Origin of the sequence: Roseovarius sp. A46 (genome assembly GCF_004126395.1) — a bacterium.
In the GTDB taxonomy this organism is placed as follows: Bacteria; Pseudomonadota; Alphaproteobacteria; order Rhodobacterales; family Rhodobacteraceae; genus Roseovarius; species Roseovarius nitratireducens.
In genome coordinates, this window is record NZ_PVWS01000034.1 from 1 (window position 1) to 23,081 (window position 23,081).

Here is a 23,081-nt window from a genome sequence, read left to right on the forward strand (position 1 = left end):
AATTGGCCTGTCCACCAACCGAGCGGCCGAAGCAGCCCGAAAGCCGCTGGAAACAAGCTGCCTGATGCCCGGCATGGCCCTCACATCGGCGCGTCGGCGCAGCAGAAGGCGTTGTTCAGACTTTCCCTAACGGTTCTTCAGGGCACTTTATTTCTGCTTTCCCGAAAAACATTTAATCGGCGCGCTAGCTTAGCCAAATCGCCTGTCCGGGGGGCGGACATGCGATGGCGCGGCGGCCTTCGGCCTTGAATCCGCGCCAGGACCAGATGGTCCAACGTCCACTCAAGGCTATTCGCAACGCCCGCCCGGCCGCCAAACCCGTCCTCAAACCGCCTCCGCCGCCGTGCCGCGCAGCCCGTGCAGCAGCGCCAGCCCCGCCAGCACCGCCGCCAGCACGCCCAGGTGCGCGGGCATCGGCGTGCCGTCGAATTGCTGGCCGATGGGGATGGCGAGCGCCACGCTGCCCAGCGTGGCGACCGCGCCGGTCACGCTCGCCGCCATGCCCGCGACACTTCCCATCGGCGCCATTGCCAGCGCGTTGAGATTGCCCAGGGTGAATCCCGCCTGCATGAAAACCCCCGTCTGCCAGACGAGGAAGACGGCGAATTGCGGTCCCGGCGGTAGGCCCACGGTCCATGCGAGGATCGCCAGAGAGGTGAGCGCCACCTGCACCGTGAGCGCCGCGCGCACCATCCGCACCATGCCAAAGCGGACCACGAGCCGCGCGTTCACCAGGCTGCCGCTGCCCGCCACCAGCGCCATGCCAAAGAACCAGAAGGGAAATTCCACGCCGCGCCCGAAGGTCATGTCAAACGTCGGCTGCACCACGCTGAGCGAGGTGAAGAGCGTGGTCATCGCCAGCATCTGCACCGCGATGGCGCGGCGGGTGACGGGGTGGGCCACCACCGCGCGCAGGGCGCGCACGAGCGGGCGCAGGCGGAACGGGCTGCGGCGCGCGGATGGCAGCGGCTCTGGCAGGCGCAGCATCATCCATGTCGAGAGGATGAGCGCGAACAGGATGAAGGCCGCGAACACCGCCCGCCACCCCGCCAGCGCGATCAGCCCCGCGCCGATGAGCGGGGCCATCGCCGGGGTGAGCGCGAACACCATCATCACGAAGGACATGAGCCGCGCCATGTCGCGCCCCGAGGCGACATCGCGGATGATCGCCAGCGCCACGATGCGGAACGCCGCCGCACCCAAGCCCTGAACCGCCCGCGCCGCGAGCAACGTGTCGAGGGATTGCGCCATGACCGCCAGCGTCGCGCCGCCGATGTAGATCGCGGCCCCGCCAAGGATCACCGGGCGGCGGCCATAGCTGTCCGAGAGCGGCCCGGCGATCAGCGTGCCCAGCCCCAGCCCGGCCAGAAAGGCGGTGACGACAAGCTGCGCGCGGTTTGGTGCGGCGGGGCTGAGATCGGTGGCGATGGCCGACAGACCGGGAAGCATCGCGTCGATCGAGAACGCCACCGAGGCGGCCATCATCGCCATCAGCGCGATGAATTCCGCGCGCGGCGGCATGGGGCGCGCGGGGGGCTGCGGGGCGGTCATTTCTTCTTGCTGCGCTGGGCGGCGAGGCTGTGGCGGGCCTCGGCTTCCGCCTCGCTCTCGCGGCGGTGGCGGGCAATGGCGTGAAAGCCGAAGCGCTGGATCGCTGCCGCGAAGATACCGAGACCGGTGATGATGAACACGGTGGTGCCGATCTTGCCCGCGACCGTGGCCGGCACGAGGTTGCCATAGCCGACGGTCGAGAGCGTGACCACGGTGAAGAAATAGCTGTCGAGCCAGCTCCACCCCTCGACGAGGTGGAAAAACACGGTGCCGCCGACGATCACGGCGGCGAGCAGGGCGAGAAGCGTGCGCGCGCGCATCGCTCTCAACCCGCGCCGTTCACCGCCTGCCGGGCGATGTCGTCGATCACCTGCAGCCACACCTCTGGCGGCTGGCAGCCGGGCACCGCGTGCTGGCCGGCCACGATGAAGGTGGGCACGCCGGTCACGCCCATCTGGCGGAACTGCGCATCGCGGGTGGCGATCTCCTCGCGGTCGGCATCCGAGGCCAGAAGCCGCGCGACAAGGGCCGCGTCGAGCCCCAGCCCGTCGGCCAGATCGGCCAGCACCTCGTGGTCGGAAATGTCGCGCCCCTCGTGGAAATAGGCGCGGAACAGCGCCATCGCCATCGGCGTCTGGCATTCCTCGACCTCGGACCAGTGCAGCAGGCGGTGCGCGTCGATCGTGTTGGGCGTTCGCGGGATCGACGCGAAGTCGATGTCGAGCCCCGCCGCCTCGGCGCGTTCGAGTACCGGCGCGTAGGCCCGCGCCGCGCCCTCGCGTCCGCCGAACTTGGCCTCCAGGTATTCGCGCCGGTCCATGCCCTCGGGCGGCATGTCGGGGTTGAGCTGGAACGGTTGCCAGTGGATCTCGAACGGGTGATCCGGGCGCTGCGCGAGCGCCTGGTCGAGCAGGGTCTTGCCGATGTAGCACCAGGGGCAGATCGGATCGGAGATGATGTCAAGCCGGACCATTGAGGGCCTCGTATATCGGCCGCAGGGCGCGGCGCAGGAGTTTTCCGTTGGCACCCGTGGGCAGGCTTTCGACGTGAAAGAAGCCGCGCGGGCATTTGTAGGCCGCGAGCCGGGCGCGGCAATGGGCGTCTAGCTCCGCAGGGTCGAGCGGTTCGGGGCCAGTATAGAAGGCCATGACGAGGCGTGCATCCTCTTTCACCTCGATATCGGTGACGGCGGCCTCATGGATGCCGGGATGGAGGCCGAGCGCCGCCTCCACCTCGATGGGCGAGACGCGATAGCCGCCCGCGTTCATCATGTCGTCGGCGCGGCCCATGTAGGTGATGGCGCCGTCCTCGTCCATCGTGCCGCGATCGCCGGTGAGGAACCACTCGCCCGCGAATTTCTCTGCCGTCGCCTGCGCCGCGCCCATGTAGCCCAGCATCAGGCCGGGATCGTCGCGGCGGATGGCGATGGTGCCCTCCTCGCCATGCGCCACCGGCGTTCCGTCCGCGTCGACGATGGCAACGCGACGGCCCGTCTGCGGGCGGCCCAGCGTGCCGGGCGGTGCCGGGCGGTCGGGGCTGGCAGAGATGAAGGTGGAGCATTCCGACATGCCGTAGGCCTCGTGGATCGTGGTGCCGGTGGCCTCGTGCCAACGGGTGCGGATCGCGTCCGACAGCTTCTCGCCCGCGGCGAGCCCGTGGCGCAGGCGCGGCAGGGGCGGCAGCGGCGCGGCGCCGAGCATCTTGCGGTAGACGCCGGGGGCGGCGGCAAAGAGCGTGGCGTCGTGCCGTTTGAGCAGCAGCGGCAATTGCGCGGGTGTCACCCCGGCGGCGGGGATGAGCGCGGTCGCGCCCGCGCGCCACGGATCGAGCAGCCCGGTACCGAGGGTAAAGGTCCAGTTGAACGCGCCCGCGTGGCACAGCCGGTCGCCCTCGGCCAGGCCATACCAGCCCGCGTGCATCATCTCGCGCGCGACGATGGCGCGGTGCGCGTGCATCACCGCGCGCGGGATGCCGGAGGTGCCGGAGGTATAGATGACATAGGCAAGCCGATCGGGATCGCCCATGTGCCAGTCGGCGGGGGGCAGCTCGCGCATGGCGTCGAGCGCGGCCTCGTCCAGCACCGGCAGGCCGGTGTCGTCGGGGCAGGCGATGCCGTCGCCCCGCAGGATCAGCCGCGGTGTGGTGGTCGCGATCACGCCCGCGACCTCTGACTCGGTGAGCTGGCTGGAAGTGGGCACCGGCACCAGCCCGGCGGCGATCGCACCGAGATAGGCGAGCGGGAATTCCACCGTATTGCCCAGCCGCATCAGCACCCGGTCGCCGGGGGCGAGCCCCTGCGCGAGAAGCCCCGTCGCGGTGCCGCGCACCGCCCCTTCGAGCCGCGCATAGCTCCACCTCTCGGCGCCCGACAGCCCGATCACGGCCAGCGCCACCTTGTCCGGTCGCCGCGCAGCGGCGGCCAGCACATGCGCGGCAAGGTTGAAGGGCGCGGGGCAGGGCGGCGGCGGCCCCTCGTCGAAGATCGCGGTCATGGGCGGGGCTTAGGCGGGCCGCGCGGCGGATGCAAGGGGGGCACGGCTGGCATTTTCTTGCCGGGCAGTTGGGCAGGCATCGGGAACCGGAAAAACCGTCTGAGATCAAGCGACTATCAGAATGGATAGGGCGCGCGCGGCGGTATGAGAACGGTATTCGAAATGCAACGCAAGAATACATGAAGAGAATTTCCTATTCGGGAAAGTTGTAAAATGCTAAGCAACTCAAAGTTGCACGATGTGAATTTCAATCACGTTAAGAGTGATGTTTCGATGCGGCTTTCGAGGGGTGTTCGGTTGAAGTACAAGGTTTTCGATTCGCACCTGGCAGAGCATGTCCCGTCACCGCGTCGTCGGGACAGGGCATATCGACGGTGGATCAAGCCGGTTCTGGATGTCGCGGTCAGTCTTCTGCTCTTGCCGGTGGTGGCGGTCGTGGCCGTGCTGCTGGTGCTGGTGAACCCGGTCTTCAACCGTGGTCCGGTCTTTTTCATCCAGCCCCGCATGGGCCGCGCCTGCCGCGCGTTCGGGGCCATCAAGTTCCGCACCATGCGGCCCGTGGCGCGGGTGACGCGCCGCGCCGACGACCCGCTGGAGCAGGAGCGGATCACGCCGCTGGGCCGGTTCCTGAGGCGCAGCCGGATCGACGAGTTGCCGCAGGTCGTCAACGTGCTGCGCGGCGAGATGAGCCTGATCGGCCCGCGACCCGATTATTTCCACCACGCGCGTCGCTACGTGCGCAGCATACCGGGCTATCGCCGCCGCCACGATGTGCGTCCCGGCATCAGCGGGCTGGCACAGACCGACCTTGGCTATGTCGACTGCATCGAGGGCACGCGGCAAAAGGTGGCGCTCGATCTGCGCTATGTCGCGGAGATGAGCCTGCGACTCGATCTCTACCTTTTCTGGCGTACGCTGGTCACGGTGGTCTGCCGCAGGGGTTGCTGAGGCGCCGGTGCCCGGTGCAGGCGGGCTTGTCCCCGGCGCGGCCTGCCGCTATGGCGGGAGGTGCACCGGCTGGGAGGGCAGGCAGATGGGCGCATCCGATGGTCCCCGATCCGACATGACGCCAGAGCGGGCGACGGAGCGCGATCGCCTGCGAGCCGTGGCCGCCCGGGTGTTGCGCATGGAGGCGGCAGCGCTTGCCGCGATGGCCGAAGACCCGCCAGAGGGCTTTGCCCGCGCGGTGCGGCTGGTCCTGGATGCACCGGGGCGGGTGGTGGTTTCCGGCATGGGCAAATCGGGCCACGTGGCGCGCAAGATCGCGGCGACGCTGGCCTCGACCGGCACGCCCGCGCTGTTCCTGCATCCCGCCGAGGCGAGCCACGGTGACCTGGGCATGGTGGCCGGCGGCGATGTCTGCATCCTCTTGTCGAATTCCGGCGAGACACGGGAATTGTCGGACCTCGTGCAATACACCCGCCGCTTCGGCATCCCGGTGATCGCGGTCACGCGGGTGGCGGGCAGCACGCTGGCGCGACAGGCGGAGGTGGCGCTGATCCTGCCCGACGCGCCCGAGGCCTGCACCATCGGCATGGCGCCCACCACCTCGACCACCTGCGCGCTGGCGCTGGGCGACGCGCTCGCCGTGGCCCTGATGGAGGCGCGCGGCTTCTCGGCGGAGGCGTTCCACGTGTTTCACCCCGGCGGCAAGCTGGGGGCGCAGTTCCTGCGGGTGTCTGACGTGATGCATGTCGGCGATGCGCTGCCGGTCGTCGCCCCCGACACGGGCATGGGCGAGACGCTGGTGGAGATGAGCGCCAAGGGCTTCGGCGTGGCAGCGGTGGTCGAGGAGGGCCGCCTGCGCGGGGTCATCACCGACGGCGATCTGCGGCGCAACCTCGACGGGCTGATGGGGCGGACAGCCGGGGCGGTCGCCACCGCCGATCCGCGCATCGCAACGCCCGAGATGCTGCTCTCGGAGGCGCTCGGCCTGATGAACCGTCACAAGATCGGCGCGCTTCTGGTGGTCGGAGAAGAGGGGCGGCTGCGCGGTCTCTTGCATATCCATGATTGCCTTCGGGCAGGGGTGGCCTGACGCGGGTTTGCCGCAGGCGGTATTGGCCGTGAGCGGTCGTTGGACGATCTTGTCCCGGCGCGGATTCAAGGCCGAAGGCCGCCGCGCCATCGCATGTCCGCCCCCCGGACAGGCGATTTGGCTAAGCTAGCGCACGGATTGCATGTTTTTCGGAAAATCAGAAATAAAGTGCCCTGAAGAACCGTTAGATCGCCTGCCCGCGGACATACGATGACACGGCTCACGGCAATGTCCCCTCAAGCCCACAAGCCGCCCTGTCAGTAGAGGCCGCCGGAACTCATCGAGCCGAACGTTGCCTTGCCGCCGACCTGCGCCTTATCGCCGGTTGAGGTGGTGATATCTTCAATCGCCTCGCGCTCACCGGGTTGGTAGAGGTCGAGATCGTTGCCCATCGCGAAACCGCCGTCGAAGCTCACGCCGAAGACAGGCTCCTCGCCGTCGCGGAAATACTCGGCCACCACGTTGGCCCCGGCGGCGTCATCGGGCAGGCGCGCACCGCTATAGCGGTCGATCTTGATGAACTGCCCGCCCGGCGGCACCTCGAAAGGCCCGCCGCCGAATTTCTCCACCGCCTCTGTCATGAACTCCTGGAACACCGGCCCGCACATCGACGCGCCATAGGCCCCCCGTCCGAGACCCCGCGGCTGGTCATGGCCGATATAGCAGCCCGCCGCGATGTTGCTGGTGAAGCCGATGAACCACACGTCGCGCGCGTCGTTGGTGGTGCCGGTCTTGCCCGCCACCGGCACCGGCAGGTCGATCACGCCAGAGGCGGTGCCACGATCCACCACGCCCTTCATCATCGAGGTGAGCTGATAGGCGGTGATCGGGTCCATCACCCGCTCGCGGTCCGACACGATACGCGGCCCCCGCCCCGGCGGCAGGTATGCGTCATCGCAATCCACGCAGGTCCGCGTGTCCTGGGCATAGAGCGTACGGCCATAGCGGTCCTGCACCCGGTCCACGAGGCTCGGGCGCACTCGCTCGCCGCCATTGGCGAACATCGAGTAGGCCGCCACCATGTTGTAGAGCGTGGTCTCGTCCGAACCCAGCGCATTGGCGAGATACGTGCCCATGTTCTCGTAGACACCGAACCGCTCGGCATAGCTCGCGACGATGTCCATGCCCACCTCCCGCGCGAGGCGGATGGTCATCAGGTTGCGCGACCGCTCGATGCCGGTGCGCAGGGGCGTCGGTCCATAGAATTTGTTGGACGAGTTGCGCGGCCGCCACAGGCCCTGCGGCGTGTCGATCTCGATGGGGGCGTCGATGATGATGGTCGCGGGGCTGTAGCCGCTGTCGAGCGCGGCGGCGTAGACGAAGGGTTTGAACGACGAGCCCGGCTGCCGCATCGCCTGCGTCGCGCGGTTGAACACCGAATCCTCGTAGGAAAATCCCCCCTGCATGGCGATCACGCGACCCGTGTTGACATCCATCGCCATGAACGCGCCCTGTACCTCGGGCACTTGCCGCAGGCTCCAGTTGACGAAGGCGCCCTCGTCGTCGAGAACCCGGCGGACATGCACGACCGCGCCGCGCTCAAAGGTCTCCTGGAAATCATCGGGCAGCCAGGCGATGTCGCTGCGCGGCACTTCCTGCACCCCCTCGACACTCTCGATACCGACGCGCATGGCCTGATCTCCGGTCTCCAGCACCACCGCCGGAAACCATGTCCCGTCCAGCTCGATATCGCGCGCCACGCGCAGATCCGACAGCGCCGCGCGCCACGCCGCCTCGCTGTCCAGCGCCTCTTCGGGCAGGCTCTGCCCGGTGCCGCGCCAGCGCCCGCGACGCCGGTCATACGCCTCGAGCTGACGGCGCAGGGCGCGCGCGGCCGCGCTCTGCATCTGCGGGTCGATGGTGGCGCGCACGGTGAGCCCGCCGGAAAAGAACTCGCCCTCGCCGAAGACGTCGCTCAATTGCCGCCGGATCTCGTCGGTGAAATAATCGCGTGGCGGCAATTCGGCGCTGAACGGCGTGAAATCGCCATTCTGGACAGAGCGAACCGGCTCGGCGCGCTCGGCCTCGAAGGTCGCCTCGTCCAGATAGCCGTTCTCCCACATCTCCTTGAGCACGAAATTGCGCCGGTCGCGCAACCGCTCCATCTCGCGCACGGGGTGATAGTCGCTCGGCGCCTTCGGCATCGCGGCCAGTGTCGCCGCCTCGTGGGGCGCCAGCTCGCCAAGATTCTTGTTGAAATAGGTCTGCGCGGCGGCGGTTACGCCATAGCTGTTCTGCCCGAGGAAAATCTCGTTGAGATAGAGCTCGAGGATGTCGTCCTTGCTGAGCGTCTCCTCGATGCGGGTGGCAAGGATGATCTCCTTGATCTTGCGCTCGATCCGGCGATCGCCGGAGAGCAGGAAGTTCTTCATCACCTGCTGCGTGATGGTCGAGGCACCGCGCACGTTGCGCCCGCGCGACTTGATCGCGTCGTAAAGCGCCGAGGCAATTCCCAGCGCGTCATAGCCGCCATGGGTATAGAAATTCTTGTCCTCGGCGCTGATGAAGGCCTGCTTCACCAGGTCGGGTATCTCCTCGGCGGGGGTGAACAGCCGCCGCTCGCGGGCGAACTCGTCGATGATACGGCCTTCGGCGGAATAGATGCGGCTGATGGTGGGGGGGGTGTAATTGGCCAGGCTCTCGTGGCTTGGCAGATCCTTGCCATAGATGTGCAGCACCGCCCCGAGCGTGAGGCCGCCGACGACCACAACGAGGGTTATCAGGCTGAAAACGGTGCCCAGAAGGCTCATCACAGGACGCAGCACGGATCGCTCCCTTTCAGGGTTGCGCCCGATATAGGCATGATCGCCGCCCCGGTCAAAACCAAAGCCGGGCTGCGGGGGCGGGATTTCGCGCGCGCGCTCATTGCCGCACCAGCCCGGCCCGCGCCCGGTCTTGCGCATGCCACCGTGCCAGCCCCGCGCGCACCGCCGTCACCAGTGCCGCGCGCCAGTCCGGGTCGCTCAGGTTGCGCCGGTCCCGCGCATCCGACAGGAACCCGGTCTCGACCAGCACCGAGGGGATGTCGGCGGCCTTGAGCACCGAGAACCCGGCGTGGCGCAGCGGCCGGCCCAGTACCGGGATACCCTCGCTGCGAAATACCTCCAGCAGCGTTTGGGCCAGCGCCTCGGCGCGTGGCTGCGTCTCCTGCCGCGCGAGATCCAGCAGCACGCCCGCAACCACGTCGTCGCTGTCGCTCAGGTCGACGCCCGCCAACAGGTCCGCCCGGTCGTGGCGCTCGGCCAAGGCCGCGCTCGCCGCGTCCGAGGCGGAATCGGACAGGGTATAGACCGACGCGCCCCGCGCCCGCGCATCCGTCAGCGCATCGGCATGCAAAGAGATGAACACGTCCGCCGCCGCGTCGTGCGCCAGCGCCACGCGTCGCTCCAGGCTCACGAACATGTCGGTGTCACGGGTGAGAAACACCTCGAACCCGCCCGCGCGCAACAGCGCCTCGCGCAACTCGCGCGCCAGCACCAGCATCAGCGCCTTCTCGGTCAGCCCGCCCTCCTCGGCGCCCGGATCAATCCCGCCGTGGCCCGGGTCGATCATCACCCGCAGCGGCCCGTCTGCATCACGCGACGGGGGCGGCGCGGTGTCGGCGGGCGGGGCGACATCCCAGCCGGGGCTGTCGGGCACGCCCGACGCGGCGGCAAAACGCTCGGGCGTGCCGCGCCCCAGCCGCACGCGCAATTCCGCGCGCCCGCTCTCGGGGTCGACATCGAGCCCCGCCTCGTCGAGCGGGTAGGGGCCAGCCAGGTCCACCACCATGCGCGACCAGCCCGGCCGTATCTGCCCCATGCGCAGGCCGCGCACCCGGTCGGTCGCCACCAGCCCGGTGGCGCCCGCGCCGCGCCAGTCCACCTCGCGGAAATCGAGCACCAGGCGCGGCGGCCCGTCGAGCGTGAACACCCGCCACGGCACCCCCTGCGACAACGCCAGCCGCAGCGAAACGCCGGGGCCGTCGGCCACGATCCGGCTGTCGGCCGCATCGAGCCGCGCAAGCCCGGTGAATCCCGCGCCCTCGGCCCGCGCCGTGCCGCCAAGGCACAGCGCGACCATTACCGCCAGTCCAAACCTTGTAAAACTGCTCATCCGCCGGTCCCCGGTCTCGTTGTCACAAGGATACCGGCAAAGCGGCACTGACAACAGTCCCTCGCGTCTTCTTGGCAAAAATACTCCAGGTTTCGCCGGTCCCGTCCACGCGCCCGATCAGGGGCAGAAGAGATCGTTGAACACCGCGAACAGCATCAGCGACAGGATCAGCGTCAACCCCACGCTCATCATTATCCGCAATGCGCGCTCGCTCGGGGGGCGGCCGACGACGGCCTCGTAGGCGTAGAACACGAGGTGCCCGCCATCGAGCACCGGCACGGGAAACAGGTTCAACAGCCCCACCGCCGTCGACAGGACCGCGACGAACCAGATGAAGCTCTCCGCGCCCTGGCTCGCCATCGCGCCCGAAACCTGTGCAATGCCGATGGGGCCGGACATGTTGCACGAACTGATCGCGCCGGTGATCATGTGATACAGACCCGAAACCGAGCTTTCCACGATCATCCAGGTCTGTCCGACGGCTGCACCCAACGCCTCGACGGGCCCAAGCGCCTCTGTCGCGGGTTCAAACGCCATCGCGCCCACCACGCCGATGCGCCACTCGCTGCGGAAACCGCCCTCCTCCTGCGGCTCGTCCGTGCGGCGCGGCACCAGTGTGAGCTTTAACGTCTCGCCCCCGCGCCAGACATCCAGCGCCAGCGCCGCCCCGTCCGAGCCCTCGACGATATCCTTGAGCCCGGAAAACGACACGACCGGTTCGCCATTCACCGCGGTGATCACGTCGCCCGCCTCGAGCCCCGCCGCGAACGCTGCCGATTGCGGCGACAGGCCGCCCACCAGCGGCGGCATCAGGTGCGGGCCGGTCACGGTCACGCGCGCGCCCTCGCGCCGCACCTCGTATTCCAGCCGTGCCTCGCGCGGCAGCGCGTCGAGGAAATCGTCGTAGGCCGCGTCGGCATCGGGGTCGGGCAGGGCCAGCCCTGCGACCGACAGGATCTCGTCACCCGGGCGCAGCCCGACCTCCGCCACCGGCAGCGGCTTGATCTCACCCACGGTCAGCGGGTCGGCGGTCTTGCCCCCGCTCATCATCACCGCCGTGAAGATGAGGATCGACAGGATGAAGTTGAACACCGGCCCCGCCGCCACGGTCGCCGTGCGCGCCCAGAGCGGCGCACCGTGCATGGTCTGTCGCAGGCGTTCGGGGGGCATGTCGGTCATCGCCGCGCCGTCCCTGCCGCTCGCGGCATCCGAATCCCCCATGAATTTGACGTAGCCGCCAAAGGGCAGGGCCGCCACCTGCCAGCGGGTACCGTGCCGGTCCACCCGTGAAAAAAGTACCGGGCCAAAGCCGAGCGAGAACACGTCGGCCTTGATCCCCGACCAGCGTCCGACGATGTAATGGCCGTATTCATGCACCGCCACGATGATCGAAAGCGCCACGACAAAGGCCAGTATCGTTATGAAAAGGCTGCCGAATTGCGGCAGAAGTATACTCAGGTCCAAAGCCTATCCCCGTCTTGTGATTTCCGTCGCCACGGCGTCGGCGCATTGCCTTGCCAGATGGTCCATCCCGGCCACCCGATCAAGGGTCAGATCGTCGCCACGTGCCACACCCTGCGCCTCGGGGGTGGCCAGCATCCGTTCCAGCACCTCCTCGACCAGCGGTGCCATTGCCATGAATCCGATATGCCCGGCGATGAAATGGTCGAGCGCGCGCTCCTTGGCGGCGTTGAAGATGGCCCCGGCAAGGCCGCCTTCGGCCATCACCGCCCGCGCCAGCCGCAGCGCCGGGGCGCGGGTCTCGTCGGGGTTGCGAAATTCCAGCACGCCCTCGGCGGCAAGGTCCAGCGCGGCCACCGGCAGCGCCCGCCGCTCGGGCCAGTTGAGCGCGTAGCCGATGGCGTGGCGCATGTCCGGCGGCCCGACATGGGCCATCAGCGCGCCATCGTTGAAGCCCACCAGCGCGTGCATTAGCGATTGCGGATGGATCAGCACCTCGATCTGCGCCGGATCGAGGCCAAAGAATTCGCGCGCCTCGATCATCTCCAGCGCCTTGTTGAACATTGACGCCGAATCGATGGTGATGCGCTGCCCCATGTCCCAGTTGGGATGGGTCGAGGCCTCGGCCACCGTGGCCCGCGCCAGCCGCTCTGCCGGCCAGTCGCGGAACGCGCCGCCCGAGGCGGTGATGATGACGCGGCTGACCGTGCCGATATCCTCGCCCACAAGCGCCTGGAAAATCGCCGAATGCTCGCTGTCCACCGGCAGGATGCGCGCCCCCGAGGCCCGCGCCGCCGCCATCACCAGCGGCCCTGCGGTGACCAGCGATTCCTTGTTGGCCAGCGCCAGCGTCGCGCCGGTCTCCAGCGCCCTGAGCCCGGGCTCCAACCCCGCCGCGCCGACGATCGCCGACATCACCCACTCTGCGGGCCGTGCCGCCGCCTCGATCAGCGCCGCGCGCCCCGCCGCCGCCTCGACCCCCGATCCCGCCAGCGCCGCGCGCAGATCGTCGAGCCGGCCCTCATCCGCCGTGACCGCCACCTCCGCGCCCAGCTCGCGCGCGTCGGCGGCCAGTTGCGCCACGTTCGCACCCGCGGTCAGCGCCACCACCCGATAGGCGTCGCGGTCGCGCCGGATCAGGTCGAGCGTGCTCTGCCCGACAGAGCCGGTCGCCCCGAGGATGCTCACACGCCGCATCGCCGCTCACACCAGCCCGGCGGCGCGCATGAGCCCGAGGGCCAGCGCCGCGCCCAGCATGGCGTCGAACCGGTCGAGCACCCCGCCATGCCCGGGGATGAGGTTCGAGGAATCCTTGACCCCCTGCATCCGCTTGACCGCGCTTTCGGCGACATCGCCCATCTGCCCGGCCATGCCGACAAGCACCGAAACCGGGATCAGCACCACGCCTGCGCCCGTAGGGCCAGCAAAGACCGCACCGACCGCCGCCGCCCCGAGCCAGCCGGCAGCCGTGCCCGACCACGTCTTCTTGGGGCTGATGCGCGGCCAGAATTTGGGCCCGCCCAGCGCCTTGCCCGCGAAATAGCCCGCCACGTCCGACACGATCACCACCAGCGCCAGCCACAGCACCCAGGTGAGCCCTGCCTCGCCCGCGCGCAGATCAAAGATCACCCAGGGCGCCAGCAATGCCGCCAGCGCCAGCGCGGCAAAGGGGCCGCGTGCGCGCGGCACCGTCTCGGCATTGACCAGCACCGCCGCCGCCACCAGCGGCAGCACGAATATCCCCGGCAGCCAAAGCGCCAGCGCCAGCGCCGCCGCGCCGGAGAGACCCGCGCGCACCGGGGCAGCCGAGGCATAGAGCCGGGCCGCCTCCCATGTCATCAGCCCGCCCAATGCGACCGCCAGCGCGGCAAACACCACGCCGCCCGCCCAGATCGCCCCGAGGCCCACCGCGGCCATCGCCACGCCAGAGGCCACGCGCGGTGCCAGGTCGGACCAGCGCGCATCCGCGCTCATGCGCGCACCGCGCCGAATCGGCGGTCGCGCGCGCCGTATTGCGCCAGCACCCCGGTAAAGATGTCGCGGGTGAAATCGGGCCACAGCGTGTCAATGAACTCGTACTCGGCATAGGCCGATTGCCACAGCAGGAAATTCGAGATGCGCGCCTCGCCGGAGGTGCGGATCACGAGGTCGGGATCGGGCAGCACGCGGGTGTCGAGATAGCGCGGCAGCGTCTGTTCATCGACGGTATCGGGATCGAGCCGCCCCTCGGCCACGTCGCGCGCCAGCCGGCGCATGGCGCGCGCCACCTCGTCGCGACCACCGTAATTGATCGCGATGGTGAGGTTGAGCCGCGTGCAATGGGCGGTCATCTCCTCGGCCTCTTCCATCAGCGCGCGCAGCCCCGGCTCCAGCCGGTAGCGGTCGCCGATGAAGCGCACGCGCACATCCTCGCGCACGAATTCTTGCATTTCCTTGATGATGTAGCGGCGAAACAGGCTCATCAGCCCGGCCACCTCGGTCTGCGTGCGCTTCCAGTTCTCGGTGGAGAAGGCAAAGATGGTCAGGTACTCGACGCCAAGATCGGGGCAGGCGGCAACGATCTCGCGCACCCGCCGCGCGCCCGCATGGTGGCCGAACAGCCGCGGACGGCCACGGCTCTGCGCCCAGCGGCCGTTGCCGTCCATGATGATCGCCACATGGCGCGGCCCGGCCCCGGTGTCGCGGGGCTTGCTCTTTGCCATGCGCGTCTCCTGCCGCATCAGACCTGCATGATCTCGGCTTGTTTGTGTTCGAGCGCGTCGTCCACTTGCTTGACGAAACTGTCCGTCAGCTCCTGCACCGCGTTTTCCCAGAATTTCTGGTCGTCCTCGGACATGCCTTCGGCCTTGGCCTTCTTGATCTGGTCCATGCCGTCGCGGCGCACGTTGCGCACGGCGACGCGGGCGTGCTCGGCATATTGCGAGGCGACCTTGGTCAATTCCTTGCGGCGCTCCTCGTTCAGTTCGGGGATGGGCAGCATGATGATCGGGCCGTTGGTCTGCGGGTTGATGCCCAGCCCGCTCTCGCGGATCGCCTTTTCCACCTTGTTCACGAGGCTCTTGTCCCAGACGTTGATAGTGACCATCCGTGGCTCGGGCACGTTCACGGTGCCCACCTGGTTGATCGGGGTCATCTGGCCATAGGCCTCGACCTGCACCGGCTCCAGCATCGAGGCCGAGGCCCGCCCCGTCCGGAGCGATGCAAACTCGGTCCGCAGAGAGGCCATCGCGCCGGTCATCCGCCGCTCTAGATCATCCAGGTCGATTTCGATTTCGTCCGCCATAGTCGTTCCCATGTGCTTGTCGGGGATGCGCGTCTCCCCTGTTTAACCTCACGCGTGCACGGTTGTATAGGTGCCCTCGCCCGAGAGGATGCCGCGAAATCCGCCGGGCTCGTCGAGCGAGAAGACGATGATCGGCAGGTTGTTGTCGCGCGCGAGCGCAATCGCGCTGGCATCCATCACGCCAAGGTGCTGCGCCAGCACCTCGTCATAGGTGATCTTCTCGAAGCGGCGCGCATCGGCGTGCTTGACCGGGTCCTTGTCATAGACGCCGTCCACCTTGGTGCCCTTGAGAATCGCCTCGCAGGCCATCTCGTTGGCGCGCAAGGTGGCAGCGGTGTCGGTGGTAAAGTAGGGATTTCCGGTCCCGGCGGCAAAGATGCAGATGCGCTTTTTCTCCAGGTGGCGCACGGCGCGGCGTCGGATATAGGGCTCCGCCACCTCGTCCATGCGGATGGCGCTGATGACCCGGCAATACGCGCCCAGCTTCTCCAGCGCGCTCTGCATGGCGAGCGCGTTCATCACCGTGGCCAGCATCCCCATGTAATCGGCGGTGGTCCGCTCCATCCCTTGCGCGGACCCTTGCAGCCCGCGGAAGATATTGCCGCCACCGATCACCATGCAGATTTCAACACCCATGTCGTGGACGCTCTTGACCTCCCTAGCGATGCGTTCAACCGTCGGCGGGTGCAGCCCATAGCCTTGGTCCCCCATCAGCGCCTCGCCCGATATCTTGAGCATCACGCGGTTGAACTTGGCTTTGCTCGTGTCAGGGGGGGTCATCGGGACTCTCCACGGCTGCTCTTTTGAATTGCGCGCAAAATGTCGCAAATACCGGGAAGGTGCAATCGCCGAAACGGCGGGGCGACCGATGACTGGTGCGCCGGCGAATGGCCCGCACCATAAACGGCGCCCCCCCTCGCCAAAACCGGCGATCCGCGCTAGGCCCGTCACGTCATGCAGATCGAGACGATAGACCCATCGCGCCCGGTGCTCATCGCCGGGCCCACCGCCAGCGGAAAATCCGCGCTGGCGCTCGCCATCGCGCGCGCGCAGGGCGGCGTCATCGTCAACGCCGACGCGCTCCAGGTCTATGCCAACTGGCGTATCCTCTCGGCGCGCCCCTCGCCGGAGGAAGAGGCGCGGGCGCCCCACCGGCTCTATGGCCACGTCGCGCCGGAGCAGGACTATTCCGCCGGCCACTGGCTGCGCGAGGTGGCCCCGCTGCTGAAGGCGGGTGCGCGCCCGATCATCGTGGGCGGCACCGGGCTCTATTTCGCGGCGCTGACCGAGGGGCTGGCGGACATCCCCGCGACCCCGCCGGACATCCGCGCCGAGGGTGACCGGCTGCTGCGCGAGGCGGGCGTGGCCGCGCTTGTCGACACGCTCGACCCGGAAACCCGCGCGCGCATCGATACCGCAAATCCCCGCCGCGTGCAGCGCGCATGGGAGGTGCAGGCCGCCACCGGGCGCGGGCTGGCCGCCTGGCAGGACGCCACGCCGCCGCCGCTGCTGCCGCTGGCGCGCGCCACGCCGATCCTCGTCGAGGCGCCGAAGGACTGGCTCAACCCGCGTATCACCCGCCGCTTCGACGCGATGCTCGACGCAGGCGCGCTCGACGAGGCGCGCGCCAACCTGGCGGGGTGGGACGCCGCGCGCCCCGCGTCGCAGGCCATCGGTGCGCCGGAACTCATCGCTCACCTGCGCGGCGAGATGACGCTCGATGCGGCCCGCGAAGCCGCGATCACCGCCACCCGCCAATACGCCAAGCGTCAGCGCACATGGTTCCGCGCCCGTATGCACGGCTGGCACCGCGTGCAGGCCGAGACGCTCTGAGGGTCCGCCTGCGTTACCGCGCCGTCACGCCTCGCGGCCATGCGCCTTGAGCCGGGCGTGCAGCTTTCCCGCCTCGGGCGCGCCGGTCTCCAGCGCGAAGACATAGGCATGGGTGAGAAAGAAACACGCCGCGTCGAGATCGTTCAGCCGGTCGGCGGCCCGCGCGTAGAGCCGCGCCAGCGCCCGCCGGTCGTCGGCCGCGTGCGCCGCGAGGATCGCCGCTTCCAGCCGTTTCACTCCGCCGCCCTTGACAGCGCGCGGTGGGTCTCGATCTTGCCGGCCACCCAGTCGTGAAAGCAATGGGTGGGGCTGTCCATCACCGGCGAGAACCGCCCGCCGTCGAACCGCGCCGCGTGGCGGCCGCGCTGCATCCCCTCGACGACAAAGATGTCCTCCTCGAACACCGTCTTCCAAAGCTGGGTGTTGCGCATCTTTAGGCCCTCTTCGGCGGCGGGCGTGGCGTAGTAGAGGTGGATATGCTCGACCGTGCGCTCCGGCCCCTTGGGCTCGAGGATGATGGCGAAGGCATGGTCGCGGTGCACACCGAGCAGGACGTTGGGATAGGCCGCGATATACTCGGCCTGCTCGTTCCACTTCGCGCCGACATCTTCGAAATCGGGGAATTTCTCGCCCGTTTCGTTGGTGATTTGGCGATAGACCATCGTGCCCTGCCCGGAATACTCGCCGCGCTTCTCGATGTGGTAGTGATCCTCCAGCCGCGAATAACTGTTGAGGCCGGGATGCACCCAGGGCAGGTGATAGCTTTCGCAGTAATTCTCGACCGCGAGTTTCCAGTTGGTCGCCACCTCCAGCGTGAAGCGGCTGTCATGGCCGCCGTGGTAGAGCGGCAGGTCGAACTCCGACCAGCGGGTAATGAGGTCTGACATCGCCTCTTCGAATGGTGCTGCATCGCCCGAGACGTTGATCCACACCACGTCGCGCCAGATGTGGCTGCGCACCTCGTTGAGGCCAAGCTCGTCGCGGCGGATGGCGTCGTGGACATTGTGGCCCGGCCCGCCGACATGCGGGGTCGAGACGAGGTTGCCCTTGGTCGAGTAGCACCACGAATGGTAGGGGCAGCGGATCGCGCCCTCGATGCGGCGCGGTTCTTCGACGAGGATCATGCCGCGATGGCGGCAGATGTTCTCGAACACGCGCACCGTGCCCTCCTTGTCGCGGATCAGCAGCAGCGGCACCCCGAGAAACTCCAGCGGTTTCGCATCGCCCGGCTCGGGCACGTCCGCGCCCACGGCAAGCCCCGCCCATTGCGAGAACAAGAGCGCCTGCCGCTCCTCTGCGAAAACGGCGGGGTCGGTGTAATGGGCGTTGGGCAGACCGCGGGCGGCCTCCACGCTCGCGCGCACCTGGCCAAGATCGGTCAGCGGCTGGCTCATGTCGTCTCTCCCGTTATGCGTCATGAGAGGCACGATAGCCCGGAAAGGCCGCGCGCGGCGCACCCGCTTGCGACCTGAGTTTCCTCAAGGCGACATGGCGAGTCCAAGCCTGTTCACCAAGACTTGCATTTCGCGTGATCCGCGCCCTGTGCAACCATACCGGGAATAGTGGCGCTATGCCGGAAGAGGGAAGATATGCTGGGACTGATCTTGTGGTGTGACGGGGCCGAGGGGCGTGCGTTGATCTGGTGCGAGGATCACGGCGATCTCGCCTGGTACGAGGCGGGCAGCGAAGAGGTGGCCCCGGTCCCGGTCCGCACCGGCGATCTCGTCCATGTGGGCGTGAGCGCGGAGCCGGGGCTGCGCCGCGCGCAGGCGCTGCGGATCGTGGCGCGCGGGGCGCATGCGGACCTGCCGCGACGACTGACGCGCGAAGCGGCGGGCTGATCCCGCGCGCTCAGAGCCCGCGCGACATTGCCGCCACGCCCGTGCGCGCCATCTCGACAAGCCCGAGAGGCCGCATCAGATCGGCGAAAGCGTCGATCTTCTCCGGCGCGCCGGTGATCTCGAAGACGAAGCTGGTAAGCGTGCTGTCCACCGCGTTGGCGCGAAAGATATCCGCCAGCCGCAGCGCCTCGACCCGCTTGTCGCCCTCGCCCTCGACCTTCAACAGCGCCAGCTCGCGCTCGACGCTCGGCCCCTCGACGGTGAGGTCATGCACCTCGTGCACCGGCACGATGCGGCCAAGCTGCGCCTTGATCTGCTCGATCACCTGCGGCGTGCCGGTGGTGACGATGGTGATGCGGCTGGTGTGGCCGGTATGGTCCACCTCGGCCACGGTCAGGCTGTCGATGTTGTAGCCCCGGCCAGAGAACAGGCCGATCACGCGCGCCAGCACCCCCGGCTCGTTATCGACGATCACGGCGAGGGTATGGGTCTCCTGCACGTCCGAGAATTGCGGCCTCAGGTTATAGGCAGAATGCTTGGACGAGCCTTTCTTGATCTTCAGGGCGGACATGGTCGGAGTTCCTTGTCTTTGTCGGGCGTTGCGTGGGTGGATTTGCACCCACACCAGGGCTAAGCGCTTGTGCGCATTATTGGGCTTCTCTTGGTTGAAGGCGCTCAAGTATACAAAGCGCTCCAGTAATCTTCTTGACGAAGCCCGGGTCACCAGCCTCCGCTGACATTACGATGTTCACCAAGTCGGTTCGAACATCTTCAGAGACCTCTTGCGGAATGGTGTTCAGAAGCTTCTCACGGGTCGCACCGGTGTCCCGCATTTCAGCCAGATATCCTGTATATTCTGACAGCGTGCTGCATTCATCCACGTCTTCGGATGTCACCGCGAAGACCGTTTCGGCTGAAGCTGGGCCTGCCCAAACAAATAGCGCGACACCAGAGATGAGAGCCAGTTGTTTCACACCAGCACCGCGCCGCCTTCCTTGATTGCGTCCTTCGTGCTGGCCTCGCCCAGCAGCATCTTGTTGTGCGGCTCTCCGCTCGGGATCATTGGGAAACAGTTCTCGTGCTTCTCGACCACGCAGTCGAAGATCACCGGCCCGTCGTAATCGAGCATCTCCATGATCGCGTCGTCCAGGTCGGCGGGATCCTTGCAGATGATGCCCTTGGCCCCGAACGCCTCGGCCAGTTTCACGAAATCCGGCAGCGCCTCGGACCACGACGACGAATAGCGCTCGCCATGCAGCAATTCCTGCCATTGCCGCACCATGCCCAGCCGCTCGTTGTTGAGGATGAATTGCTTGACCGGCAGGCGATACTGCACCGCGGTGCCCATCTCCTGCATGTTCATCAGCCACGATGCCTCGCCCGCGACGTTGATCACCAGTGCCTCGGGATGCGCCATCTGCACACCGATGGAGGACGGGAAGCCGTAGCCCATTGTCCCAAGCCCGCCGGAGGTCATCCAGCGGTTGGGATCCTCGAAGCCCAGGTATTGCGCCGCCCACATCTGGTGCTGGCCCACCTCGGTGCAGATGTAGCGGTCATACCCCTTGGTCAGCGCCTCCAGTCGTTCCAGCGCGTATTGCGGCTTGATGGTGGGGCCTTCCTGGGTGAATTTCAGGCAATCGACGCGCCGCCACTCGGCGATCTTCTCGCGCCACTTGGCGATTGCCTCGGCGTTGACCTTGCGGCCGCGCGACTTCCAGACCTTGAGAACGTCCTCCAGCACATGGGCGATGTCGCCGACGATGGGGATGTCGGTCTTGATCACCTTGTTGATCGAGGACGGATCGATGTCGATATGCGCCTTGATGCTGTCCGGGCTGAACGCGTCCAGCCGCCCGGTGATCCGGTCGTCGAACCGCGCACCGATATTGATCATCAGGTCGCAGCCATGCATCGCCATGTTGGCCTCGTAGAGCCCGTGCATCCCCAGCATCCCCAGCCAGTGCTTGCCGCTGGCCGGGTAGGCCCCGAGCCCCATCAGCGTGGAGGTGACGGGAATGCCAGTGGCCTCGACCAGCTCGCGCAAGAGCTGGCTGGCCGCGGGGCCAGAGTTGATGACACCGCCGCCGGTGTAGAAGATCGGGCGCTTCGCCTTCTCGATGGCCGCCACCAGGTCGGTGATGCCCTCGATATCACCCTTGACCTGCGGCTGATAGTGATGCGTGCGCGCCTTTTGCGGCGGGGTATACTCGGCCGAGGCGAACTGCACGTCCTTGGGTATGTCGATCAGCACCGGCCCGGGCCGCCCCGAGGTGGCGACGTGAAACGCCTGGTGGATGGTGTCCGACAGTTTCCCCGTGTCCGACACCAGCCAGTTGTGCTTGGTGCACGGGCGCGTGATGCCCACGGTGTCGGCCTCCTGGAAGGCGTCGTTGCCGATCATGAAGGTGGGCACCTGTCCGGTCAGCACGACGATCGGGATGGAATCCATAAGCGCGTCGGTGATGCCGGTGACGGCATTGGTGGCCCCGGGGCCCGAGGTGACAAGCACGACGCCGGGCCGCCCGGTAGAGCGTGCGTACCCTTCGGCCGCGTGCACCGCGCCCTGTTCGTGCCGCACGAGGATGTGACGGATGTCGTTCTGCTGGAAAATCTCGTCATAGATCGGCAGCACCGCCCCGCCAGGATAGCCGAATACGACATCCACGCCCTGATCCCTGAGGGCCTGGACCACCATTTTCGCTCCGGTCATCTGACGTGTCATCTGCTCTCGTGCTCCGTATCTGACGTCATTTCCGTTCTCGCATAAAAAAGCCCCCGGTCGCATGGCGGGGGCGCATGGGGTGCCGATATGGTCTCCGTTACCGGCCCATGCGCCATTTGCCTACGATGTCCACAAGCGCTGCCATGCTGCGGCGACTCCTTTGCTGCGTGGCGGCGACATTAGGTCCGGGGGCAGGGGGCGTCAACCCGATCCTGCGGATAAAATGTCGCGACAGGGGCCGATTTCTTTGCATTTGTTGCGCAAGTTGGGGGCCTTCAGTCGTCCGAACCCCGTGCAGCCACGATGAAGGCCCGGATGAGCGCCGGGTCCTTGCGGCCCGGCGAGACCTCGACCCCCGACGACACGTCGATCTGCCGCGCGCCGGTGCGCGCGACGGCATCGGCGACGGTTTCGGGCGTCAGCCCGCCCGCCAGCAGCCACGGCAGGGGCCAGTCGCGCCCCTCGATGAGCCCCCAGTCAAACGCCAGGGCGTTGCCGCCCGGGCGGCTCGCGCCCGGCGGCGGCTTGGCGTCGATCAGCAACTGGTCGGCCACGCCGGCATATCGGTCGATCTGGTCGAGGTCGGCGGCCTCGGCGATGCCGATGGCCTTCATCACCGGCAGGCCGTAGCGGGCCTTGACCTCGCTCACGCGCGCCGGGCTCTCGCTCCCGTGCAGTTGCAGCATATCCAGGGGCACAAGCGCGCACAGCGCGTCGAGCGCGGCGTCGTCGGCATCGACCGTCAACGCCACCTTGGCCACGCCCGGCGGCACCTCGAGCGCCAGCGCACGCGCCGCCTCGACGCCGACATGGCGCGGCGATTTCTCGAAAAAGACAAATCCCACATAGGCCGCGCCCGCCTCGACGGCGGCGGCCACGTCGCGCGCCTCGGTGAGGCCGCAGATCTTGACGCGGACGTCACGGGACATGGGCGTTCAGCCCGCCTCGTCGAGAAGGGCGAGAACCTCGTCGTGCTCGCGCGTGTCCTTCTTCTTGAGTCGGGCCACCTCGGCGCGCAGGCTGGCCAGTTCGCGCGCCTGCCGGGCAGCGGCGGCCCGCTCGCCCGCCTCGCGGATCCATTCCCAGATGAAGCCGAGGATCAGCCCCGCGAGAATCCCGCCAAAGATCACCACGAAGAGCGGCAGATCATAGGTCGGGTTGAGCGCGGCAAAGCCGGACAGCTCGTCGGGCAATACCCGGAGCGTGACCATGCCGCGATTGGCCAGCGCGATCAGCACCAGCGCAAGGGCGAATAGGGCGATGCAGGCGTAGCGGATATAGCGCATGGGTTACTTGCCGTTGAGCCGGTCGCGCAAGAGCTTGCCGGTCTTGAAGAAGGGGACGTGCTTCTCCTCGACCTCGACGCTCTCGCCGGTGCGCGGGTTGCGCCCGATGCGCGCGTCGCGCTTCTTGACAGAAAAGGCCCCGAAGCCGCGCAGCTCGACTCGGTTGCCGTTGGCAAGCGCGTCGGTGATTTCGTTGAAGATGGTGTTCACGATCTTCTCGACATCGCGGTGATAGAGATGCGGGTTGTCGTCGGCGATCTTCTGGATGAGTTCCGATCGGATCATCGGTGTCCCCCCCGGGATTTGTGTGTGGTTGGTCCTCGCGTTTCGACCGACTATAGACAGATTGCCGCGAAACCCAAACAGAAAGCCACGGTCAACAGGCGGATAAGGCGGAAAAATTCTTGCCCGGCACCGGACGGCGCCCGGTCAGGGGCCGCGCGCGGCGGCGCGAAACCGCCGGACAGGCGCGGCGT

The 23,081-nt window shown here is 67.6% G+C and carries 24 protein-coding genes; 4 read left to right on the forward strand and 20 right to left on the reverse strand.

Annotated features, from left to right (window positions below):
* Nucleotides 1-324: 324 nt before the first annotated feature.
* The 4 genes from C6W92_RS14885 to C6W92_RS14900 are packed head-to-tail and all read right to left on the reverse strand — an operon-like array spanning nucleotide 325 to nucleotide 4,043.
* Nucleotides 325-1,551: an MFS transporter gene (locus tag C6W92_RS14885; protein ID WP_129434548.1), complete on the reverse strand. Its 1,227-nt coding sequence runs from the start codon at nucleotides 1,549-1,551 to the stop codon at nucleotides 325-327.
* Nucleotides 1,548-1,871 carry a potassium channel family protein gene (locus C6W92_RS14890; RefSeq protein ID WP_129434550.1) on the reverse strand — a complete coding sequence of 108 codons (324 nt, stop codon included), beginning with the start codon at nucleotides 1,869-1,871 and terminating at the stop codon, nucleotides 1,548-1,550. Before C6W92_RS14890 ends, C6W92_RS14885 begins: the two co-directional genes overlap by 4 nt.
* Nucleotides 1,872-1,876: 5 nt before the next feature.
* Entirely contained in the window at nucleotides 1,877-2,524 is a 648-nt protein-coding gene (locus tag C6W92_RS14895; RefSeq protein ID WP_129434552.1) for a DsbA family oxidoreductase, read from the reverse strand.
* Nucleotides 2,511-4,043, reverse strand: coding sequence for a class I adenylate-forming enzyme family protein (locus C6W92_RS14900; RefSeq protein WP_129434554.1), 1,533 nt, complete (start codon nucleotides 4,041-4,043; stop codon nucleotides 2,511-2,513). Before C6W92_RS14900 ends, C6W92_RS14895 begins: the two co-directional genes overlap by 14 nt.
* A gap of 297 nt (nucleotides 4,044-4,340) precedes the next feature.
* On the opposite strand from C6W92_RS14900, the gene C6W92_RS14905 reads away from it, so the two are divergent.
* Nucleotides 4,341-4,991: a sugar transferase gene (locus C6W92_RS14905; protein WP_241691176.1), complete on the forward strand. Its 651-nt coding sequence runs from the start codon at nucleotides 4,341-4,343 to the stop codon at nucleotides 4,989-4,991.
* A 115-nt stretch (nucleotides 4,992-5,106) separates the two neighbouring features.
* Nucleotides 5,107-6,081, forward strand: a complete 975-nt coding sequence (locus C6W92_RS14910; protein WP_129434597.1) for a KpsF/GutQ family sugar-phosphate isomerase — start codon at nucleotides 5,107-5,109, stop codon at nucleotides 6,079-6,081.
* Nucleotides 6,082-6,338: 257 nt separating this feature from the next.
* Here the strand turns inward: C6W92_RS14910 and C6W92_RS14915 are convergent, their stop codons facing one another.
* From C6W92_RS14915 to pyrH, 8 genes are all read right to left on the reverse strand, one after another.
* The gene (locus C6W92_RS14915; protein ID WP_129434599.1) at nucleotides 6,339-8,846 is read right to left on the reverse strand and encodes a PBP1A family penicillin-binding protein; all 2,508 of its coding nucleotides are present in this window, start codon (nucleotides 8,844-8,846) and stop codon (nucleotides 6,339-6,341) included.
* A 97-nt stretch (nucleotides 8,847-8,943) separates the two neighbouring features.
* A complete protein-coding gene (locus C6W92_RS14920) occupies nucleotides 8,944-10,176 on the reverse strand; it encodes an N-acetylmuramoyl-L-alanine amidase (protein WP_129434559.1) in 1,233 nt (410 codons plus the stop codon).
* 117 nt (nucleotides 10,177-10,293) lie between these two features.
* A complete protein-coding gene (rseP, locus tag C6W92_RS14925; protein ID WP_129434562.1) occupies nucleotides 10,294-11,640 on the reverse strand; it encodes an RIP metalloprotease RseP in 1,347 nt (448 codons plus the stop codon).
* 3 nt (nucleotides 11,641-11,643) lie between these two features.
* Nucleotides 11,644-12,834 (reverse strand): 1-deoxy-D-xylulose-5-phosphate reductoisomerase, encoded by a 1,191-nt coding sequence (dxr, locus tag C6W92_RS14930; RefSeq protein ID WP_129434564.1) that lies wholly within the window; start codon nucleotides 12,832-12,834, stop codon nucleotides 11,644-11,646.
* A 6-nt stretch (nucleotides 12,835-12,840) separates the two neighbouring features.
* On the reverse strand, nucleotides 12,841-13,611 hold the full coding sequence (locus C6W92_RS14935) for a phosphatidate cytidylyltransferase (protein WP_129434566.1): 771 nt from the start codon (nucleotides 13,609-13,611) through the stop codon (nucleotides 12,841-12,843).
* Nucleotides 13,608-14,339 (reverse strand): isoprenyl transferase, encoded by a 732-nt coding sequence (locus C6W92_RS14940; RefSeq protein ID WP_129434568.1) that lies wholly within the window; start codon nucleotides 14,337-14,339, stop codon nucleotides 13,608-13,610. Before C6W92_RS14940 ends, C6W92_RS14935 begins: the two co-directional genes overlap by 4 nt.
* Before the next feature lie 17 nt (nucleotides 14,340-14,356).
* Nucleotides 14,357-14,920: a ribosome recycling factor gene (gene frr, locus C6W92_RS14945; RefSeq protein WP_104019065.1), complete on the reverse strand. Its 564-nt coding sequence runs from the start codon at nucleotides 14,918-14,920 to the stop codon at nucleotides 14,357-14,359.
* A 48-nt stretch (nucleotides 14,921-14,968) separates the two neighbouring features.
* Nucleotides 14,969-15,700 (reverse strand): UMP kinase, encoded by a 732-nt coding sequence (gene pyrH / locus C6W92_RS14950; RefSeq protein WP_129434570.1) that lies wholly within the window; start codon nucleotides 15,698-15,700, stop codon nucleotides 14,969-14,971.
* Nucleotides 15,701-15,874: 174 nt separating this feature from the next.
* Here pyrH and miaA point away from each other — a divergent pair, with 174 nt between their 5' ends.
* Nucleotides 15,875-16,753 (forward strand): tRNA (adenosine(37)-N6)-dimethylallyltransferase MiaA, encoded by an 879-nt coding sequence (gene miaA, locus C6W92_RS14955; protein ID WP_129434572.1) that lies wholly within the window; start codon nucleotides 15,875-15,877, stop codon nucleotides 16,751-16,753.
* A 24-nt stretch (nucleotides 16,754-16,777) separates the two neighbouring features.
* Here the strand turns inward: miaA and C6W92_RS14960 are convergent, their stop codons facing one another.
* Both C6W92_RS14960 and C6W92_RS14965 read right to left on the reverse strand, forming a co-directional pair.
* Nucleotides 16,778-16,990, reverse strand: a complete 213-nt coding sequence (locus C6W92_RS14960) for a hypothetical protein (protein ID WP_104019068.1) — start codon at nucleotides 16,988-16,990, stop codon at nucleotides 16,778-16,780.
* On the reverse strand, nucleotides 16,987-18,147 hold the full coding sequence (locus tag C6W92_RS14965) for an SRPBCC family protein (protein WP_129434574.1): 1,161 nt from the start codon (nucleotides 18,145-18,147) through the stop codon (nucleotides 16,987-16,989). The genes C6W92_RS14960 and C6W92_RS14965 overlap by 4 nt, the downstream gene beginning before the upstream one ends.
* A gap of 195 nt (nucleotides 18,148-18,342) precedes the next feature.
* Between C6W92_RS14965 and C6W92_RS14970 the strand changes: the two genes are divergently transcribed.
* Nucleotides 18,343-18,594 carry a hypothetical protein gene (locus tag C6W92_RS14970; protein WP_129434576.1) on the forward strand — a complete coding sequence of 84 codons (252 nt, stop codon included), beginning with the start codon at nucleotides 18,343-18,345 and terminating at the stop codon, nucleotides 18,592-18,594.
* 10 nt (nucleotides 18,595-18,604) lie between these two features.
* On the opposite strand, the gene ilvN is transcribed toward C6W92_RS14970, so the two are convergent.
* The 6 genes from ilvN to ihfB form a co-directional block, all read right to left on the reverse strand.
* Entirely contained in the window at nucleotides 18,605-19,165 is a 561-nt protein-coding gene (ilvN, locus tag C6W92_RS14975; protein ID WP_104019071.1) for an acetolactate synthase small subunit, read from the reverse strand.
* A 76-nt stretch (nucleotides 19,166-19,241) separates the two neighbouring features.
* Complete coding sequence (locus C6W92_RS14980; RefSeq protein WP_129434578.1) at nucleotides 19,242-19,568, reverse strand: hypothetical protein; 327 nt, start codon at nucleotides 19,566-19,568, stop codon at nucleotides 19,242-19,244.
* The gene (locus tag C6W92_RS14985) at nucleotides 19,565-21,319 is read right to left on the reverse strand and encodes an acetolactate synthase 3 large subunit (protein ID WP_129434580.1); all 1,755 of its coding nucleotides are present in this window, start codon (nucleotides 21,317-21,319) and stop codon (nucleotides 19,565-19,567) included. Before C6W92_RS14985 ends, C6W92_RS14980 begins: the two co-directional genes overlap by 4 nt.
* A gap of 275 nt (nucleotides 21,320-21,594) precedes the next feature.
* The gene (locus C6W92_RS14990) at nucleotides 21,595-22,248 is read right to left on the reverse strand and encodes a phosphoribosylanthranilate isomerase (RefSeq protein ID WP_129434582.1); all 654 of its coding nucleotides are present in this window, start codon (nucleotides 22,246-22,248) and stop codon (nucleotides 21,595-21,597) included.
* Between the two features lie 6 nt (nucleotides 22,249-22,254).
* The gene (locus C6W92_RS14995) at nucleotides 22,255-22,605 is read right to left on the reverse strand and encodes a lipopolysaccharide assembly protein LapA domain-containing protein (RefSeq protein WP_129434585.1); all 351 of its coding nucleotides are present in this window, start codon (nucleotides 22,603-22,605) and stop codon (nucleotides 22,255-22,257) included.
* Between the two features lie 3 nt (nucleotides 22,606-22,608).
* Nucleotides 22,609-22,890 carry an integration host factor subunit beta gene (gene ihfB / locus C6W92_RS15000; protein ID WP_104019075.1) on the reverse strand — a complete coding sequence of 94 codons (282 nt, stop codon included), beginning with the start codon at nucleotides 22,888-22,890 and terminating at the stop codon, nucleotides 22,609-22,611.
* Between the last annotated feature and the right edge of the window lie 191 nt (nucleotides 22,891-23,081).

Bases quoted from the DNA above. Each gene is read 5' to 3' on its own strand.
- C6W92_RS14885 (WP_129434548.1), bottom strand. From the start codon at position 1,551: ATGACCGCCCCGCAGCCCCCCGCGCGCCCCATGCCGCCGCGCGCGGAA.
- C6W92_RS14890 (WP_129434550.1), bottom strand. From the start codon at position 1,871: ATGCGCGCGCGCACGCTTCTCGCCCTGCTCGCCGCCGTGATCGTCGGC.
- C6W92_RS14895 (WP_129434552.1), bottom strand. From the start codon at position 2,524: ATGGTCCGGCTTGACATCATCTCCGATCCGATCTGCCCCTGGTGCTAC.
- C6W92_RS14900 (WP_129434554.1), bottom strand. From the start codon at position 4,043: ATGACCGCGATCTTCGACGAGGGGCCGCCGCCGCCCTGCCCCGCGCCC.
- C6W92_RS14910 (WP_129434597.1), top strand. From the start codon at position 5,107: ATGACGCCAGAGCGGGCGACGGAGCGCGATCGCCTGCGAGCCGTGGCC.
- C6W92_RS14920 (WP_129434559.1), bottom strand. From the start codon at position 10,176: ATGAGCAGTTTTACAAGGTTTGGACTGGCGGTAATGGTCGCGCTGTGC.
- dxr (WP_129434564.1), bottom strand. From the start codon at position 12,834: ATGCGGCGTGTGAGCATCCTCGGGGCGACCGGCTCTGTCGGGCAGAGC.
- C6W92_RS14935 (WP_129434566.1), bottom strand. From the start codon at position 13,611: ATGAGCGCGGATGCGCGCTGGTCCGACCTGGCACCGCGCGTGGCCTCT.
- C6W92_RS14940 (WP_129434568.1), bottom strand. From the start codon at position 14,339: ATGGCAAAGAGCAAGCCCCGCGACACCGGGGCCGGGCCGCGCCATGTG.
- frr (WP_104019065.1), bottom strand. From the start codon at position 14,920: ATGGCGGACGAAATCGAAATCGACCTGGATGATCTAGAGCGGCGGATG.
- pyrH (WP_129434570.1), bottom strand. From the start codon at position 15,700: ATGACCCCCCCTGACACGAGCAAAGCCAAGTTCAACCGCGTGATGCTC.
- miaA (WP_129434572.1), top strand. From the start codon at position 15,875: ATGCAGATCGAGACGATAGACCCATCGCGCCCGGTGCTCATCGCCGGG.
- C6W92_RS14965 (WP_129434574.1), bottom strand. From the start codon at position 18,147: ATGAGCCAGCCGCTGACCGATCTTGGCCAGGTGCGCGCGAGCGTGGAG.
- C6W92_RS14970 (WP_129434576.1), top strand. From the start codon at position 18,343: ATGCTGGGACTGATCTTGTGGTGTGACGGGGCCGAGGGGCGTGCGTTG.
- ilvN (WP_104019071.1), bottom strand. From the start codon at position 19,165: ATGTCCGCCCTGAAGATCAAGAAAGGCTCGTCCAAGCATTCTGCCTAT.
- C6W92_RS14985 (WP_129434580.1), bottom strand. From the start codon at position 21,319: ATGACACGTCAGATGACCGGAGCGAAAATGGTGGTCCAGGCCCTCAGG.
- C6W92_RS14990 (WP_129434582.1), bottom strand. From the start codon at position 22,248: ATGTCCCGTGACGTCCGCGTCAAGATCTGCGGCCTCACCGAGGCGCGC.
- C6W92_RS14995 (WP_129434585.1), bottom strand. From the start codon at position 22,605: ATGCGCTATATCCGCTACGCCTGCATCGCCCTATTCGCCCTTGCGCTG.
- ihfB (WP_104019075.1), bottom strand. From the start codon at position 22,890: ATGATCCGATCGGAACTCATCCAGAAGATCGCCGACGACAACCCGCAT.